Here is a 15,607-nt window from a genome sequence, read left to right on the forward strand (position 1 = left end):
GAGAGCTCCTTTACCCGCCGTGCCCGGCCAGCAACCGGGCGGCGAGCTGCCGGGCCTGCTGCGCGGCGGCGGCCCCGCCGATAACGGGCGCACGGGAGACCGCACCTTCCAGGAGCAGCATCAGGCTTTCCGCCCGGTCTCGCAGCCGCTCCGGCGTGTCGTCATCGAGTTGCCGGCAAAGGCATTCCAGCTCCCGCCGTTTGTGGGTCAGCGCCAGCTCGGTAATGGTGGCGTCCTTGTGGCTGTATTCGCCCAGCGCGCGCAGAAACAGGCAGCCTTTTTCTCCTTCCTGCGCAAACCACTGCTCCAGTTCATCAAAGATGGCCAGGCAATCGTCCCTGGCGTCATCGGCGGAGCGGGTGAGCCGGGAGAGAAAGCGGGTTTCACGCTGTTGCAGCACGGCGATAACCAGCTGCTCCTTGGAGGGAAAGTGGCGATACAGGGTACGCGGCGTGACCCCGGCTTCCCGGACGATTTGATCGATGCCGGTACCGTGAAAGCCTTGCCGGTAAAACAGCCGCTCGGCCGTATTCAGAATATCGTCCCGCTTGCTCATAGGTATCTCTGTATAGCAGTCGTTATACCTATCTTATGTTTGGTTTTGCCGGTTTGCAATGGGGGGGGATGTAAGGGGGGCTTATGCCCCCCGGGGCAGGCATCGGCTCGCCCGCTGTGATTCAGGCTCTGGCCAGGTAGTCGTCGGTTGAGATCACGCTGGCATAGCCAAACTCAAACGCAGCCATCATGGCGGCGTGCACCTGGGCGGCCGGTGCGGTCACGCCGCCATAGGTGAGATCCAGGGTGGCACAGGCGTCGTGCAATACCGTGACCGGGTAGCCCATGTCGGCCGCCGCGCGTACTCCCGCATCCACACACATATGGCTCATGGCACCGATAATGACGACCTCTTCCACACCCTGTGCATCCAGCCGCTGCTTGAGATCCGTCTCGCGGAACGAGTTGACATGGTTCTTGACGATAACCGGCTCGTTCTCGGCCGGCGCCACGGCGGGCATGATGTTGACGCCGTCGGTGCCCGGCACGAAAAACGGAGCCTCGCTGCCGGAGAACTCGTGCCGAATATGAAACACCGGTATGCCCTGCTCGCGGGCATCGGCAAGGATCCTGACGGCATTGGCTACCGCCGCCTCAATGCCGCTCAGGGGCAGCTTGCCGGTGGGCAGATATTCGTTTTGAAGGTCGATCACGATCAGTCCGCGTTGTTTCATGGTGCTGTCTCCTCATTGGTTGGAGGTGTCATTGTGCTCGCCAGGTAACAAGGCGAACAGTGTCGCTGACGACAATCTTGGGGGTGATAGCGACAAAGTGCCGGCCGCAAGCCAGCACATGCCCGAATGGGCGCCGTGCAGGGTGTTTTTCTTGATCATGGTCGCCGTGCTGCATTCAAAGGTGCGGTCAGCCGAATTCACGATCTGCCAGGAAGGCGCCCTGCGCATGTTTAAGCTATGAGGCGCCTGAAATGCGAAGGGTTTTAACCAGTACTTCATAGAGCCTGTCTACCGCTTCCGCACCTTTGGAAGCCTGGCTTCTGATCACGGTCACTTCCATGGGGGCCAGGGGGCCCAGACCGTGATCACTGCCCAGAATTTCAAGGTGGGCGGGCACACTGCACTGGGTCAGCACGGCAATGGCCAGCCCGCTTTCAACGGCGGCAATTTGCCCGGCCAGGCTGGAGCTGTTGTACACCACCCGGTATCGGCGCCCCTGCAACGCCAGGGTGTTAATGGCATTGTGCTTGGCGAGACTGGTGCTTTCATACACGGCAATGGGCAAGGGATCCCGTCGCCAGACTTCAAATTGCGGGGAGCCAACCCATACCATGGGCTCGTAAAACAGAAAGGCGCCCTTTCTGGAGTCCCGGGAAACCAGTGCCAGATCCAGATCTCCACGCTCAATACGAGGAATAAGGGAGGTCGATTGCTCGCAGTTCAGCTCGATTTCCACCTTGCCGTGATAGGGCGCGAACCGTTTGAGCGCCGGAGTCAGATAGGTGGCGGCATAGTCATCCGGTACCCCGAGGCGAATGCGACCAGTGAGCTCCTTGCCATGAAATGCCGCCTGGGTCTCGGCATGTAAATCGAGCATGCGGCGGGCATACCCCAGTAGCGTTTGGCCTTCCGGCGTCAGTTGATGCTGGCGTGGCCCCCGCAACAGCAGCTGGCATTCCAGCGCGGCCTCCAGCTTTTTAAGCTGCATGCTGACCGCAGACTGGGAGCGGTGTACTTGTGGCGCCGCGGCGGAGAGCGAGCCGGCATCCACCACGGCAACAAAGCATTTGAGCCAGTCCATCTGCAGGTCTTGATAGGTCATGTTGTCGAGGCTCTTTATTAGGTTATCGAATGGTTTGTTTTTGAATTATTCGCTTTTATAAAGATTATGCCAACTGCACAGTAGCGGAGTAAGAAACAGCACTGTGAGGTTCAGCAAATGACAACCGCCAATACCGGGTTATATCAACTCGACGGCTCACTGATCTGGTCCGGTTTTCGGCAACTGGCGCCCATTTCCGTGTTTGTTACCGTCTTTGGTGCGGCCTTTGGACTGGCCGCAAAGCAAAAAGGCCTGAGTGACACATCGATCATTGCCATGAGTGCCCTGGCCTTCTCTGGTTATGCCCAGTTCGCACTGTTGGAGCAGTGGGGGGCACAGATCCCGCTCTTTGCCATGCTGATGACGGCCCTGGCCATCAATGCCCGGCACCTGCTGATGGGGGCCACGCTTTATCCCTGGCTATGCCGGCTGACCCCGGCAAAACGCTATGGCGTGATGCTGCTTGCCTCCGACGCCAACTGGGCCATGTCCATGCGGGCATTCAGTGGCGGCAGGCCGGGGTTTGGCCTGTTACTGGGCGGTGGCCTGGCCCTGTGGTTCTTCTGGGTGTCCGGCACCTGGCTTGGCGTCTATTTTGGCAATGCCATCAGTCACCCCGAAAGGCTGGGGCTGGACATGGTGATGGGATGCTTCCTGCTGGCCATGGCCGTTGGTGGAGAAAAAAGCCCGCGCATGCTGATCATCTGGTTGGTGGCGGCCCTGTCATCCTTGCTGGCCTATTGGTACTTGCCGGACAACAGCCATGTGCTTGTGGGCGCCCTGGCCGGGGGAGTGGTTGGCACCGTATGGGGAACGCACGACCATGAACATTGAAACTACCGGAACAGGGACCCTGGCTATTGTACTGATCATGGCATTGGTGGCCTTGGCAACCCGCTGGGGCGGTGTTTACCTGATGTCGTTCGTGCCCATCAATTATCGAGTGAAGCGGTTTATTCAGGCCATGTCGGGCTCTGTGCTGGTGGCGCTGCTGGCGCCCATGGCGGTAACGGGGGATAACGCCGCCCGAGTGGCCTTGCTGACCACGGCGGTGACCATGCTGCTGTTGAAAAAGCCCTTGCCGGCCATAGCCGGCGGCATGGTAGCCGCCGCCGTGATGCGGTATTTTTAGTTCGCTTGATACTGATGGCTCGTTGAATGGAAGGGGGTGGGAATGTCGTCATGCGCCGTTGCGCTGATTCCGGGGTTTATGCTGGATGAAACCCTGTGGAATGAATTTCAAGGCCATCTTCCCGAAACATGGTCGGTGCATACGCCATCTCTAAATGGCGGGCGGACCATTCGTGAAATAGCAGGGCGAATGGTGGCATCACTGCCTTCCCGTGTGGTGCTGGTGGGCTTTTCATTGGGCGGCTACATCGCCCGGCAACTGGCGGCAGATTATCCCGAACGGGTAGAAGCGCTCATTCTCATCGCCAGCTCGCTGCGCGAGGATACGATGCAGCAAATGCAGTCAAAACAGCGTGCCATAGAGGCCTTGTCTGCGCACACCTTCACCGGACTGAGCGCGGGAACCATTGCCAGGTCGCTGCATCCAGATCGCGCTTCCGATACAGACCTGGTTTCCCGCATCAGAAAAATGGGAAGCCGGCTGGGCTATGAGGCCCTGGTGACGCAATCGGCACTACGCAGGGCGGATGTTCCTGCGGCAAGCCTGCGCTGCCCAACCCTGGTCATTGCCAGCGCAAACGATTCCCTGCGCTCCCTTGAAGAGGCCGATGAGCTGGTTGATGCCATTCCCGATGCGTCCCTTCAGGTGTGTTATGACAGTGGTCATATGATACCCCTGGAACAGCCTGATGAGCTGGCTGCCACGGTGCTTCGCTGGCTGAATTCGCGGCGCTAAGGGCCACTATAGCTCTCGGCCATTGCCCCTCAAAACCTGATATTGGCTGCCAGGGCGTTTGATGGGCAGCCCGGGTTTCGTACAAGGCATTGAATTACCTGGTGTGATGCTCCGCACTGACATGAGAGCCAAAACGGCGGCGATATTCGCCCGGTGACAGGCCCACCAAGCGAGTAAATACCTTGCGAAAGGCACCGGTATCACCATAGCCCACTTCCCAGGCCACCCGCTCTATGGTGGCGCCGCCAAATTGCAGCAGCTCCCGTGCCCGGCCCACCCGCAACCGCTGACAATACTCCGTGGTGGTCATGCCGGTGGCCTTTTGAAAGCGGCGCAACAGGTGCGTTGTTCCAGTCCGGCCTGCTCGGCCAGGCGTGCCAGTGCCATGTCTCTGGCGCCGGTGGCCTGCAGCCAGTGTTGCAGCTTGAGTACGGCGGCATCGCCATGGGTGAGGCGGGGGGAAAACACGCTGTAGTAACGCTGTTCACGACCGGGCGGGTCAACCAGCAGCATGCGGGCCGTTTCCAGCATCACGGAGGGCCCGAGCAGGCGATCCACCAGGCGCAGGCCCAGATCGGTCCAGGACATCAGGCCGCCGGCGGTAATGATGTCGCCGTCATCGATGATCAGTTTATCGGCGTCGACCCGCACCGAGGGAAAACGCTGCTGCAGGGTCTCGGCGTGGGTCCAGTGGGTGGTCATGCGGCGATGTGCCATCAGGCCGGTGGCCGCCAGCACAAAGGCGCCGGCGCATACCGAGCCGAGGATCACGCCTTCGCCATGGCGCTCCCGCAGCCAGCGCGCCAGGGGCGCCGCGGCCTGTTCACTCATGGGAGCACTCAGGCTGGGGGGCAGGATCAAGGCCGCCAGGGTGCCAGGGGAGGCGTGAGGGCAACTGTCAAAGGTGCGTTCGGGCGCGGTGGTTTCGGTATTTGCCAGCCAGTGACTGATGCGCAACACCGGTGTGTCGCCTTGCCCGTGGCCGACGGCGATGCGATTGGCCACGTCAAACAAATCGGTCAGCCCCAGCACCGCAGACTGCTGAGACCCCAAATAGCGGATGATGCCGATTTCGATCAGTCTTCTTTCACTCATGCGTTGCCTTGTCCTTGATTGCCGGCCTGTCGGCGCTGACAAAAACTGCGCCGGTAATCCGATGGCGAGGTGCCCAGCTGGGCGCTGAACTGCTGGCGCAGTGACAGAGGGGTGCTAAAGCCTGCCTCCGAGGCAATGCATTCTATGGGCATCTCGGTGGTTTCCAGCAGCAGTTGTGCCCGGGCTACCCGTTCGGCATTGAGCCACTTGAGCACTGTGGTACCGGTGGCTTCCCGAAAACGCCGGGTAAAGGTGCGCCGACTCATCATCGCCACGTCGGCCAATTGATCGACCGTGAGCGGCTCGGACACATGCGCCCGGGCCCATTCCAGTACGCCGGGCAGGCGGTTCTCACTGTGGCGCTGTGGTACCGGCCGCTCTATGTACTGAGCCTGGCCGCCCTGACGGTGGGGTGGAGTGACCAGCAGCCGTGCCATGCGGTTGGCCGCGTCCGAGCCATGGCGTTCACGCACCAGCTGCAGGCAACAGTCGATGGCAGCCACCGTACCCGCCGAGGTGATCACGCTGCCGTCTGCAACATAGAGCACATCCGGCCGGAACCGGGTGCGGGGAAAGCGCCGGGCAAACAGCTCTTTCGCCACCCAGTGGGTGGTGGCTTCACGGTCGTCGAGCAGGCCCGCGTCGCCCAGCACGAAGGCGCCCAGGCACAAGCCCACGATTAATGCGCCCCGCGCATGGGCCCGGCGCAGGGCCCTGGTCAGCTTGGCCGGGGCCGGGGTCTCGGGATCACACCAGGCCGGCACTATGATGATGTCGGCCTCGTCCATGGCGTCCAGCCCGTCCGGTACCTGGATCTCCAGCCCCTGATCGCTACGCACGGCCCCGGGCAGCAGTGCGCAGTGACGCACCTCATACGCAGGAAAACCCGGGGGCGCGCCCATCACGCCAAAGGCCATGGCGGGGATGGAAAGCTGGAACAGGCTGACGCCTTCAAAGGCGAGCACGGCGATACGGGTGGGAGACATGGAGCACCTCGTCTAACAAGAATGGCCCAAAACTATCCAATATTGTCATTCGGGTCAATGGCGGCTCACTGTCGTTCCCGGCAAACTGATCTGGCTTAAACGGCCCGAGGCGTAGCCCGGGCCGACTCAGTTGCCACCGAAGCAGGACCGGACGACGCGCCTCTCAGGCGGGGACCGGAAATGCTTCATTCAGACAGGAATTAATTTATGAACATCAAGCGCGCTACCGCTTCCGTTGCACTGGCTTTGGGACTGCTGACCAATCACGGAGCCTGGGCCGCAGAGCCGGCAGCCACTCAGGATGGTGAGGTTCAGTTGCAGCTTATTCGCAACGCCACGGTCAAGATCAGCTACGCCGACACCACGTTTTTGATTGACCCCATGCTCGCCAAAAAAGGGGCATATCCGGGGTTTGAAGACACTTACCGCAGCCACCTGCGTAACCCCCTGGTTGAGCTGCCGATGCCGGCGGAAGCAGTCTTTGACGATGTGGACGCCATCATTGTTACCCATACCCACCTTGATCACTGGGATGACGCGGCACAGGCGCTGCTGCCCAAGGACATTCCGCTGTTCGCGCAGCATGAAGCCGATGCCAAACTGATCCGCTCTCAAGGGTTTAAGGATGTGCGCGTGCTTGGCGATACTGCGGAATTTGGCGGCGTTACCCTCAGCCGGACGGGGGGCCAGCACGGCACCGACGAGATGTTTGCGAACTCAATGCTGGCGGGTTTCCTGGGAGAGGCCATGGGGGTGGTGTTTGAGGCGCCGGAGCACGAAACCCTGTACCTGGTGGGCGATACCATCTGGCGTAATGACGTGGGCCAGGCGCTGGCCGAGTATCACCCTGAGGTGGTGGTGGCAAACGCCGGCTATGCGCGCCTGAATGACTATGACGGTGCTATTATCATGGGCAAGGAAGATGTGGTGCGCTTGGCAGAACAAGCGCCAGGGGCAACCGTGGTGGCGGTGCATATGGATGCCATCAACCATATGGGTCAGACCCGGGATGAACTCCGTAGTTATGTTAAGGATAAGGGGCTGGATAAGCGTGTTGAGACCCCTGAAGATGGGGACACACTGAGCTTCTGAGTCGAAACAAGCCGCCCGAGGGGCGGCTTGTTTGCGGGTGGTATACATACGGATCTGAGCCTGTGCCAAAATCGATCGATAACCTGAAGTTATTAATTCTGGGCAAAGTATGTTGGTTGAGGTTACAAGAATTAAACAATAATGTAACTAATAGGTTTTGAGTGTTCAGACTTAGTTGGGAGAAAGCAAGATGGAATTTTCTTTAAGCAATGCGTTTAACCTCGCACGAACCGTTGCCATCTCGACCACCATTATTGTTGCCAGTGCCAATGCGGTTGCCAGCGATCAGAAATATAACTTCAAACTGGCACTGGAGTCCGGTGACCGTGATTCAGCCCAGGGAAAATCAATGCAAATGTGGGCTGATCTGATCAAGGAGAAATCCGATGGTCGAATGAAGGTGGGTATTTTTTATCAGGGCGAACTGGGCGGCCAGCAGGAGCTCTTTGACCAGCTGGTAAAGGGAAATATCGACATGATGGTGACCTGGCCGCAAACGTCATATGATGAGCGACTGGCGGTTAATTATATTCCTTACCTCACACTGGGTTGGGAAGATGCGCTCAAGGCTTATGGTGAAAACGGCTGGCTAAAAGACATACTGGGTGGTGTTTATAAAGATATCGGACTAAAGTATTTTGGTCCTTATCCCGAAGGTTTTGGTGGTGTAGCCACCAAGGGCCGATATGCTACCAATTTTGAAGATGCCCAGGGCATCAAGGTGCGTTCAACGCCGGTGTTCCCTCTTCCCCAAACCGTCAAAGCCCTGGGTTTCCAAGCTGTCCCCATTGATTGGGCCGAAGTCTATACTTCCATTCAAACTGGCGTGGTAGATGGTGATTCAGGTAATGTCATTTACTGGGACTATGAATACTTCCGCGATCAGCTCGATTATTTCGTTCACACCAAGCACAACTTTTCCTCCTACGCGATATTGATGAACGACGAAACCTGGCAAGAGCTGGATGAGGAAGATCAGACAATTATTTCCGATGCGGCTCAGGCTGTTATCAAAAAGCAGTTCAAGGATGCCAAGGCGGAAGATGAAAAGTGGATTCAAGCCGCCCAGGATGCCGGCATGGAATATATCGTGCCGAGCACGGAAGAAATGCAGGCCTGGGTTGAGCGTGTTCGAGCCGAGGTGTGGCCTCAGATCGAACCGGCAGTGGGCAAGGAGTTGATGGATAAGCTTCAGGAGAATGCTTCCGATCCGAATGCCGTAACTCAGTAAGTCAAGTTGACGGGGTATCCGGATGGATGCCCCTTTATTTAGATGGAGTTTGTGATGAACAAGTTACTTGGAATCATGGCAGCCATAGACAGGGGGCTGGCCTTTATTATCAAGCCTGTGGTTGTGTTCATCAGCCTTGCCGTTGCCATTATGCTGGCATATGGCATATTCACCCGAGCTGTGCTGAATGCACCGGTATTTGGTTTGGAGGAACTGGTGCTTCTGGGGGCCATGTGGCTGTATATGTTGGGGGCTGTATTGGCTTCCCGCGAGCGTTCCCATCTCAGTGCCGATTTCATTCAGGTGATCTGCAAGAATAAAACGGTGATCCGCGTGATGCATATGATAGCAACGCTGATATCGCTGTTTATGGCATTCATGTTTGCGACCTGGAGTTTTGACCTGCTGGCATGGGGGGTTAGCAAAGGGCAAACCAGCACAGTGCTTAAACTGCCCTGGTATTTTTCCCAAGGTAGCCTGTTTTTTGCCAGTGTACTTTTTATTTTTTATTTGTTCCGGGATTTAATCAGCGATTTTCGAGACGTTTGTTCGGCTAACCAGGCCGTGGCTGAGGCAGAAAAGCAGTATTGATATTTAACAGGATTGTATTATGGGCGCTTTACTTGCAATAGTGGCAGTTGTCGTGCTGATGATGATCGGTGTGCCGGTTGTTTTCTCCTTCGCTGCCATGACCTTTATTCTTTCGATCATCTACGATGTGGATATTTCATCCCTGATGACCACGGGTTTCTGGTCGGTTAATTCCATCATTCTGCTGGCGCTGCCTTTGTTCGTTATGACCGGCTACCTGATGCAGGCCGGTGGTATGGCGGCACGGCTGGTGAGTTTTGTCGAGACCGTGGTGGGCAAGTCACGCAGTGGGATGGGCTCTTCCATGGTGGTGGCCTGTGGCGTATTCGGCGCTATTTCCGGCACCGCGTCAGCTGCTGTGGCATCGATTGGAACCATTATGATCGATCCCATGGAAAAACATGGTTACAAGCGGGAATACACCAGTGCACTGCTGGGTATCTCTTCCCTGCTGGGTCTGCTGATTCCCCCGAGTATTACCATGATCCTCTATGCAGTGGTCACGCGGCAGTCGGTTGCCGCCTGTTTTCTGGCCACCATTGGCCCGGGTATACTGTTGATCATGATGCTTTGTGTGTTGAACTGGCTCAAGATGCGTCGTCATCCCGATGGGGCCGCCGAGGTGCTCAATTTTCGCCAGCGGGTTGAAGCAGTAGGCAGCAACATGTGGAAGGCGCTGCCGGCCCTGATGTTGCCGGTGATCATTCTTGGCGGTATTTACGGGGGCGTGTTCACCCCCACTGAAGCCGCCGCCATCGCCGTGGTATATTCCATTCCGGTTGGTCTTTTTGTCTATCGAGAGCTGGATCTTAAAAAGATGGCGCAGTGCTTGCTAGCCGCCGCTACCACCACAGGCGTTATCATGGTGATCCTGGTGTTTTCCTTTGTCGCCAGCCGTATCTTTACCTATGAACGGGTGCCCCAGCAACTGACGGAGTTGCTGATGGATTTGTTCCAGAACAAGTTGCTTATCCTGCTGGTGGTGAATATCTTTCTGATCTTGCTTGGCATGATCATGGACGATGTCAGCGTGGTCGCGATTGTCAGCCCGTTACTGTTGCCGGTGATGGTGGATATTGGCGTGGATCCCGTGCACTTTGCCGCCATTGTGGGTACCAGTGTGGTTATTGGCTGCAACAGTCCACCCATGGCACCTATTCTGTTCATGACCTGTCGTATCGGCAGGGTAGGCATGTCGCAGGTCATGCGTCCTGCCTTGGGCTTTATGGCGTTTGCCGCATTGCCGGTGATGCTGGTAACTACTTACTGGCCGCCGCTGGCACTCTATCTGCCCAGGTTGTTTGGATACATCAATTAATGCTGACTCACAGACAAGTGGCAGGCCTCAGAGCCTGCTCCTCGTCTGTTTTGCTGATAACGGAGCCTGCTTGAAATGCAAGGTGAAGACATGACTCAAGCAACCAGACATCGTTTTTTCATCGAGGGAGCCAGGGATCTGCTGCCCATGATACCTGGGGTGTTGCCCTTTGGCCTGGTGACCGGTGCAAGTAGTGCTAGCCTTGGATTCAGCCCCGAAATGACGTTGGGCGCTACTTTGTTGTTTTTTGCTGGTTCGGCACAGCTGGCAGCTTATCAACTGATACAGGATAATACGGTGCCGGTGGTGATCCTGTTTACCACCTTGATGATAAACATCCGTTTTTTGATTTACAGTGCCGCCTTTGCCCCGTTGTTCCATTCCATAAAAAAACGTCATAAATGGCCCTTGGCTTACTTGCTGAGTGATCAGGCCTATGGCTTGTGTGTTGCTCGGTTTGCGGCCAATGACCAAAGCCGAAAAAAGCTGTTTTACTACAGTGGTGCGGCATTGATGATGTGGGTGAGCTGGGTCTGCTTTGTGATGGTGGGCATGCTGGTGGGTGAAAAAATACCTTCGACATGGTCGCTTGAGTTTGCCATTCCATTATCTTTTCTTGCCATGCTGGTTTCCGTGGTGCGTGATCAGGCCACATTAGCTGCGGCACTGTGTTCAGGCGGAGTAGCAACGGTATTTTCCTACCTTCCCTATAACATGGGTTTTATGGCAGCCATTGTCGGGGGAGTGGCCATGGGATACGTGTTCAGTGGTCGTTTTATCAGAAAGAAGACTGGCGTAGAGGGAGAGCGTAATGAGTAATGTCGAACTCTGGTTGCTTTTTATAGGTGTAGGAATAGGTACCTTTGCCATTCGGCTTTCATTTATTCAGCTTCACGGTAGCACGTCTTTTAATATGGCAAAGTGTCAAAAGGTATTTAGCCTGCTGGCCCCTGCCGTCTTGGCAGCACTTTCGGTCCCGGCCATTATTTTCCAGCAGGATAACACCATGGGTATGCAGAGTGTTGTCCAGCTTGTTGCCGCGACGGTGACGGCCCTGTGGGCCTGGTATTCAAAAGGAGTATTCTGGCCCCTGATGGCAGGTATGGGAATATTCTGGCTGATGAAGTTTTATTATTTGTAAGCGCTCTTGGAGGTATTGGTCGGTTGAAATAAGGATTGCCGGCTCGTTTTCGTGAAAGGGTGTCCGGGCCGCGATAGCCGCTGAATGTTGGCCGGATTACTGCGCCGGCATGACAAGTGGGATACAATAAAGGAATGTTGATTGCGGTGATGGAACTAGACAAAAAGACTATGGTAAAGCCTTTGGAGCCAGACAAAATTCTGGTCAAAATGCCTTCGTTAAGAGCCGTCAGATCCTTTGTGGCTGCGGCCAAGTATCTGAGCTTTACTCGGGCGGCGGAAGCGCTTTGTGTTACTCAGGCGGCGATCAGCCGGCAGATACGCGAACTTGAAGCACAACTGGGTGTTGAGCTGTTCAAGCGCACCGGGCGGGCGGTTGAACTGACCGAGGCCGGTAATATTTTTTATGATGCGGCCTATCTGTCGTTTGTGAACATCGCCCAGGCCGCCGAGCGTATTCAGCGCACAAGCAGTGTGAAGCCGGCCCTGACCATCTGTTGCTCTACGGCTTTCTCCGCACTCTGGTTGTCGCGGCGCTTGCCTGACTTCTTCGCCGGTAATCCGGATATCGATATCAATGTGGTGACCACCGGCCATTTCCTGCAAATGGAGCCTGGCGTGCACCCAGACCTCTTCATCAACAAGATTTCGGATCCCCGAGAAGGCTACCATTCCATTCCGTTGTTTCATGACCTGATCTACCCGGTCTGTACCCCGGCTTTTTTGCGCGATAACCCGGCCATTTCCAGTCTGGAAGGGCTGAGTGATGCTGTCTTGCTCAATCTGAGCCCTTACGGCCGGGCTCAGGTGGCGGAGCACGTAGACTGGAATGTCTGGTTTTCCTTTTTCAACATCAACTTGGAAAAGCGCACCGCCGCCGACAAGCACCTGTTTAATGCCAATGATTACAATATGCTGATCCAGATGGTGTTGAATCATCAGGGCGTGTCCCTAGGCTGGCATCACCTGGTGGCTCCCCTGGTGGAAGAGGGGGTACTGGTGCGGCCGGTGAGGCAGGAAGTGGTTTTCAGGGAAAAACGTCATTTTCTCACTTACCTGGAAAGCAAGGCCGATAACGAGATACTGTGTCGTTTTCGTGACTGGTTTCTTGGGTATATGAATGATGACAGTATCTCGATTTCACCGAATGAGGACTGAAGGGCATTCGACGGAGTGATTTAATAGCTATGAGCTCGGCAACATTGCCTGAGCTTTCGATAACCTGCGATTATTGTTTCTTATAAGTAAACATGACTCGCCATTTTTTATTTGAATTTACCATTGTGATGTAGGTTGTTGTGTTAGCCCATTTGCTTCTCTCTGTTTGTTGGGGAGAAGCTTTTTTATTTACGCCTGCTATGAGCAGGTTTTTTATTTACGTTGCATGGATAACATCAGGTTATGTTTAACCGTTAATAAAAGTAAGTTGTGAGTGGCGTGAGCTGGTGGTTAATATTTTGTTATCAAAAGCCGGCTTCGTCTGAATGTTTACAACATTATTTGGGCGGAGTCTTCAAACGAAAACACATAAGGATATAGGTGAAGCCCATGCGATTCGAAGGAATTTACACTCCCGTTATTACCCCCTTTGCCGAAGATAACAGCATTGATTATGCGGCCTTTGGGACTCTGGTTGATTCACTGGTAGAAGCCGGTGTCCACGGCATTATCGTCGGCGGCACCACGGGTGAATATTACGTGGAAACTCAGGCCGAGCGGGTCAAGCTGCTGCAGGTAGCCGTGGAGCGCAGTGCCGGCCGCGTACCGGTGATCTTTGGTACCGGCTCCATCAACCCCGAGGAGTCCATCAGCCTGGCCAAAGCGGCGGTGCTGCAGGGGGCCGATGCCATTCTGGTGGCCACTCCACCCTATTCCCTGCCCACCGAACAGGAGTTGGCCGAGCATGTACTGGCCGTAGACAAGGCCGCCGGCCTGCCAATTATGCTGTACAACTACCCGGCGCGCATGGGTGTGACCATGGGCGAGGAGTTTTTCGAGCGGGTGAGCGGCTCGGCCAACATCTGCGCCATCAAGGAAAGCTCTGGTGACATTAACCGCCTGCATTTGCTGGTAGGGAAATATCCCGAACTGCAGACTTCCTGCGGCATGGATGATCAGGCCCTGGAATTCTTTGCCTGGGGCGCGAAAAGCTGGGTATGTGCCGGCTCCAACTTCCTGCCCGAGGAGCACGTGGCCCTCTACAACGCCTGTGTGGTGGAAGGGGACTTCGTCAAGGGCCGCCGCATCATGGCCGCCATGATGCCGCTGATGAGCGTACTGGAGCAGGGCGGCAAGTTCATTCAGTGTGTCAAACACGGTGTGGCCCTGTCTGGTCAGTTTGCCGGCATTACCCGCAAGCCTCTGCTGGGCCTGGAAGAGAGCGAAAAACAGCAGCTGCAACAGGTTATCGGCACCCTGAAGGCGACCATCGCCGGCATCGAAAAGGGAGAATAAGTCATGAGCGAACTGCTGACCCGGGAGCAGTACCACGCCCTTGCGGCCGAGCTGCAATTCCCCACCGAGAGTTTTATCGACGGCCGTTTTTGTCCGGCCCTGTCCGGTGAGACCCTGCCGACCATCAATCCGGCCACCGGCGAAGTCCTGGCCGAGATCGCCGCCTGCGGCACCGAAGACGTGGATCTGGCGGTGCGGGCCGCCCGTGACGCCTTTGACGATGGCCGCTGGAGCGAGCTGCACCCCAACGAACGCAAGGCGGTATTGCTGAAGCTGGCCGATCTGATGGAGCAGCACAGCCTTGAACTGGCGGTGCTGGAAAGCCTGGACTCCGGCAAGCCGATCGCCGAGTGCGAGACGGTCGACGTGCCCGAAACCATTCATTTTATTCGCTGGCACGCCGAGTCGGTCGACAAGATTTACGATCAGACCGCGCCCGTCGGGTCGGATGCCGTGGCCATGGTGGTGCGCGAGCCCATCGGTGTGGTGGGCGCGGTGCTGCCCTGGAACTTTCCGCTGCTGATGCTGGGCTGGAAACTGGGCCCGGCGCTGGCGGCCGGCTGCACCGTGGTGCTCAAGCCCGCCATGCAGACCACGCTGACCACGCTGCGGGTAGCCGAGCTGGCGCACGAAGCCGGCCTGCCTGCCGGTGTGCTTAACGTGGTCACCGGCCGCGGCTCCGTGGTTGGGGCCGCCATTGGCCGCCATGCCGATGTGGACATGGTGACCTTTACCGGCTCCACCGAGACCGGCCGTCTGTTCCTGAACTATGCCGCCGAGTCCAACCTCAAGGAAGTGGTGCTGGAATGCGGCGGCAAGAACCCCTGCATCGTGCTGGACGACGCCGAAAACCTGGACAGCGTGGCCGACCATGTGGTGGCCGCCGCCTTCTGGAATATGGGTGAAAACTGCTCCGCCGGTTCACGGCTTATCGTTCACGAAAACATCAAGGATGCCCTGCTCGAGCGCGTCTGCGCCAAGACCCGCGAGTGGCGCACCGGCGACCCGCTGGATCCGGCCAACAAGCTGGGTGCCCTGGTCGACAAGGGTCACTTCGATAAGGTGGTGAGCTATCTGCGTAGGGGCAAGGAAGACGGTCACACCGTGTTGTTGGGCGGTGAGCCGATGGAAGGCAACTGCGTGCCCCCCACCATTTTCGACGGCGTGAAGAACGGCGACGTGCTGGCACGGGAAGAAATCTTCGGCCCGATACTGGTGGTGATCACCGTGTCCAGCGTCGAGGAGGCCATCGCGGTTGCCAATGATACCGACTACGGCCTGGCGGCCTCGGTATTCACCGGCAATGCCAAAAAGGCGCTGCGGGCGGCCCGGGCGGTACGCGCCGGTACCGTCACTGTGAACTGCTTTGGTGAGGGAGATGCCACCACGCCCTTTGGCGGCTACAAGCAATCCGGCTTTGGCGGCCGTGACAACTCCGTTCATGCCCACGATCAGTACACCCAGCTGAAAACCATCTGGCTTGATCTGAACGACTGAGCCGA

18 protein-coding genes are annotated in these 15,607 nt (G+C 56.9%); 12 read left to right on the forward strand and 6 right to left on the reverse strand.

All coding sequences use genetic code 11. The annotated features are described in order from the left end of the window. Nucleotides 1–10: 10 nt before the first annotated feature. From B6S08_RS01255 to B6S08_RS01270, 3 genes are all read right to left on the reverse strand, one after another. The gene (locus tag B6S08_RS01255; protein WP_094198975.1) at nt 11–556 is read right to left on the reverse strand and encodes a TetR/AcrR family transcriptional regulator; all 546 of its coding nucleotides are present in this window, start codon (nt 554–556) and stop codon (nt 11–13) included. A 121-nt stretch (nt 557–677) separates the two neighbouring features. Then, nucleotides 678–1,229 (reverse strand): cysteine hydrolase family protein, encoded by a 552-nt coding sequence (locus tag B6S08_RS01260; protein WP_094198976.1) that lies wholly within the window; start codon nt 1,227–1,229, stop codon nt 678–680. Between the two features lie 235 nt (nt 1,230–1,464). Then, nucleotides 1,465–2,331 (reverse strand): LysR family transcriptional regulator, encoded by an 867-nt coding sequence (locus tag B6S08_RS01270; protein ID WP_094198978.1) that lies wholly within the window; start codon nt 2,329–2,331, stop codon nt 1,465–1,467. Between the two features lie 117 nt (nt 2,332–2,448). On the opposite strand from B6S08_RS01270, the gene B6S08_RS01275 reads away from it, so the two are divergent. The 3 genes from B6S08_RS01275 to B6S08_RS01285 are packed head-to-tail and all read left to right on the forward strand — an operon-like array spanning nt 2,449 to nt 4,198. Then, nucleotides 2,449–3,165, forward strand: a complete 717-nt coding sequence (locus B6S08_RS01275; RefSeq protein ID WP_094198979.1) for an AzlC family ABC transporter permease — start codon at nt 2,449–2,451, stop codon at nt 3,163–3,165. Continuing rightward, nucleotides 3,155–3,463 (forward strand): AzlD family protein, encoded by a 309-nt coding sequence (locus tag B6S08_RS01280; RefSeq protein WP_094198980.1) that lies wholly within the window; start codon nt 3,155–3,157, stop codon nt 3,461–3,463. The genes B6S08_RS01275 and B6S08_RS01280 overlap by 11 nt, the downstream gene beginning before the upstream one ends. 42 nt (nt 3,464–3,505) lie before the next feature. Then, entirely contained in the window at nt 3,506–4,198 is a 693-nt protein-coding gene (locus tag B6S08_RS01285) for an alpha/beta fold hydrolase (RefSeq protein ID WP_094198981.1), read from the forward strand. Between the two features lie 94 nt (nt 4,199–4,292). Here the strand turns inward: B6S08_RS01285 and B6S08_RS18450 are convergent, their stop codons facing one another. Genes B6S08_RS18450 through B6S08_RS01295 form a run of 3 tightly spaced genes read right to left on the reverse strand, consistent with a single transcriptional unit; the run spans nt 4,293 to nt 6,279 of the window. Further along, nucleotides 4,293–4,508 carry a helix-turn-helix domain-containing protein gene (locus B6S08_RS18450; RefSeq protein ID WP_245849788.1) on the reverse strand — a complete coding sequence of 72 codons (216 nt, stop codon included), beginning with the start codon at nt 4,506–4,508 and terminating at the stop codon, nt 4,293–4,295. Continuing rightward, the gene (locus tag B6S08_RS01290; RefSeq protein ID WP_211284136.1) at nt 4,505–5,293 is read right to left on the reverse strand and encodes a GlxA family transcriptional regulator; all 789 of its coding nucleotides are present in this window, start codon (nt 5,291–5,293) and stop codon (nt 4,505–4,507) included. Before B6S08_RS01290 ends, B6S08_RS18450 begins: the two co-directional genes overlap by 4 nt. Continuing rightward, the gene (locus B6S08_RS01295; RefSeq protein WP_094198982.1) at nt 5,290–6,279 is read right to left on the reverse strand and encodes a GlxA family transcriptional regulator; all 990 of its coding nucleotides are present in this window, start codon (nt 6,277–6,279) and stop codon (nt 5,290–5,292) included. The genes B6S08_RS01290 and B6S08_RS01295 overlap by 4 nt, the downstream gene beginning before the upstream one ends. Nucleotides 6,280–6,486: 207 nt before the next feature. On the opposite strand from B6S08_RS01295, the gene B6S08_RS01300 reads away from it, so the two are divergent. The 9 genes from B6S08_RS01300 to B6S08_RS01340 all read left to right on the forward strand — a co-directional run bounded on the left by B6S08_RS01300 (nt 6,487) and on the right by B6S08_RS01340 (nt 15,602). Next, nucleotides 6,487–7,371 carry an MBL fold metallo-hydrolase gene (locus B6S08_RS01300; RefSeq protein ID WP_094198983.1) on the forward strand — a complete coding sequence of 295 codons (885 nt, stop codon included), beginning with the start codon at nt 6,487–6,489 and terminating at the stop codon, nt 7,369–7,371. 190 nt (nt 7,372–7,561) lie between these two features. Next, nucleotides 7,562–8,602 (forward strand): TRAP transporter substrate-binding protein DctP, encoded by a 1,041-nt coding sequence (gene dctP, locus B6S08_RS01305; protein WP_094198984.1) that lies wholly within the window; start codon nt 7,562–7,564, stop codon nt 8,600–8,602. Between the two features lie 54 nt (nt 8,603–8,656). After that, the gene (locus B6S08_RS01310) at nt 8,657–9,193 is read left to right on the forward strand and encodes a TRAP transporter small permease (RefSeq protein ID WP_169716352.1); all 537 of its coding nucleotides are present in this window, start codon (nt 8,657–8,659) and stop codon (nt 9,191–9,193) included. A gap of 19 nt (nt 9,194–9,212) precedes the next feature. After that, entirely contained in the window at nt 9,213–10,511 is a 1,299-nt protein-coding gene (locus B6S08_RS01315) for a TRAP transporter large permease (protein ID WP_094198986.1), read from the forward strand. A 90-nt stretch (nt 10,512–10,601) separates the two neighbouring features. Continuing rightward, nucleotides 10,602–11,330: an AzlC family ABC transporter permease gene (locus B6S08_RS01320; protein ID WP_169716353.1), complete on the forward strand. Its 729-nt coding sequence runs from the start codon at nt 10,602–10,604 to the stop codon at nt 11,328–11,330. Beyond that, complete coding sequence (locus tag B6S08_RS01325; RefSeq protein WP_094198988.1) at nt 11,323–11,652, forward strand: AzlD domain-containing protein; 330 nt, start codon at nt 11,323–11,325, stop codon at nt 11,650–11,652. The genes B6S08_RS01320 and B6S08_RS01325 overlap by 8 nt, the downstream gene beginning before the upstream one ends. A 134-nt stretch (nt 11,653–11,786) precedes the next feature. Next, nucleotides 11,787–12,809: a LysR family transcriptional regulator gene (locus B6S08_RS01330; RefSeq protein ID WP_211284137.1), complete on the forward strand. Its 1,023-nt coding sequence runs from the start codon at nt 11,787–11,789 to the stop codon at nt 12,807–12,809. Between the two features lie 390 nt (nt 12,810–13,199). Further along, the gene (locus B6S08_RS01335; RefSeq protein ID WP_094198989.1) at nt 13,200–14,105 is read left to right on the forward strand and encodes a dihydrodipicolinate synthase family protein; all 906 of its coding nucleotides are present in this window, start codon (nt 13,200–13,202) and stop codon (nt 14,103–14,105) included. Nucleotides 14,106–14,108: 3 nt separating this feature from the next. Next, nucleotides 14,109–15,602, forward strand: coding sequence for an aldehyde dehydrogenase (locus B6S08_RS01340; RefSeq protein ID WP_094198990.1), 1,494 nt, complete (start codon nt 14,109–14,111; stop codon nt 15,600–15,602). The last annotated feature ends 5 nt before the right edge of the window (nt 15,603–15,607 follow it).

Origin of the sequence: Oceanimonas doudoroffii, from assembly GCF_002242685.1 — a bacterium.
In the GTDB taxonomy this organism is placed as follows: Bacteria; Pseudomonadota; Gammaproteobacteria; order Enterobacterales; family Aeromonadaceae; genus Oceanimonas; species Oceanimonas doudoroffii.

Excerpts from the sequence above, each read along its gene's own strand:
- B6S08_RS18450 (WP_245849788.1), bottom strand. The coding sequence starts at position 4,508 with ATGACCACCACGGAGTATTGTCAGCGGTTGCGGGTGGGCCGGGCACGG.
- B6S08_RS01330 (WP_211284137.1), top strand. The coding sequence starts at position 11,787 with ATGTTGATTGCGGTGATGGAACTAGACAAAAAGACTATGGTAAAGCCT.
- B6S08_RS01320 (WP_169716353.1), top strand. The coding sequence starts at position 10,602 with ATGACTCAAGCAACCAGACATCGTTTTTTCATCGAGGGAGCCAGGGAT.
- B6S08_RS01310 (WP_169716352.1), top strand. The coding sequence starts at position 8,657 with ATGAACAAGTTACTTGGAATCATGGCAGCCATAGACAGGGGGCTGGCC.
- B6S08_RS01315 (WP_094198986.1), top strand. The coding sequence starts at position 9,213 with ATGGGCGCTTTACTTGCAATAGTGGCAGTTGTCGTGCTGATGATGATC.
- B6S08_RS01260 (WP_094198976.1), bottom strand. The coding sequence starts at position 1,229 with ATGAAACAACGCGGACTGATCGTGATCGACCTTCAAAACGAATATCTG.
- B6S08_RS01270 (WP_094198978.1), bottom strand. The coding sequence starts at position 2,331 with ATGACCTATCAAGACCTGCAGATGGACTGGCTCAAATGCTTTGTTGCC.
- B6S08_RS01335 (WP_094198989.1), top strand. The coding sequence starts at position 13,200 with ATGCGATTCGAAGGAATTTACACTCCCGTTATTACCCCCTTTGCCGAA.
- B6S08_RS01280 (WP_094198980.1), top strand. The coding sequence starts at position 3,155 with ATGAACATTGAAACTACCGGAACAGGGACCCTGGCTATTGTACTGATC.
- B6S08_RS01300 (WP_094198983.1), top strand. The coding sequence starts at position 6,487 with ATGAACATCAAGCGCGCTACCGCTTCCGTTGCACTGGCTTTGGGACTG.
- B6S08_RS01295 (WP_094198982.1), bottom strand. The coding sequence starts at position 6,279 with ATGTCTCCCACCCGTATCGCCGTGCTCGCCTTTGAAGGCGTCAGCCTG.
- dctP (WP_094198984.1), top strand. The coding sequence starts at position 7,562 with ATGGAATTTTCTTTAAGCAATGCGTTTAACCTCGCACGAACCGTTGCC.
- B6S08_RS01290 (WP_211284136.1), bottom strand. The coding sequence starts at position 5,293 with ATGAGTGAAAGAAGACTGATCGAAATCGGCATCATCCGCTATTTGGGG.
- B6S08_RS01255 (WP_094198975.1), bottom strand. The coding sequence starts at position 556 with ATGAGCAAGCGGGACGATATTCTGAATACGGCCGAGCGGCTGTTTTAC.
- B6S08_RS01285 (WP_094198981.1), top strand. The coding sequence starts at position 3,506 with ATGTCGTCATGCGCCGTTGCGCTGATTCCGGGGTTTATGCTGGATGAA.
- B6S08_RS01275 (WP_094198979.1), top strand. The coding sequence starts at position 2,449 with ATGACAACCGCCAATACCGGGTTATATCAACTCGACGGCTCACTGATC.
- B6S08_RS01325 (WP_094198988.1), top strand. The coding sequence starts at position 11,323 with ATGAGTAATGTCGAACTCTGGTTGCTTTTTATAGGTGTAGGAATAGGT.
- B6S08_RS01340 (WP_094198990.1), top strand. The coding sequence starts at position 14,109 with ATGAGCGAACTGCTGACCCGGGAGCAGTACCACGCCCTTGCGGCCGAG.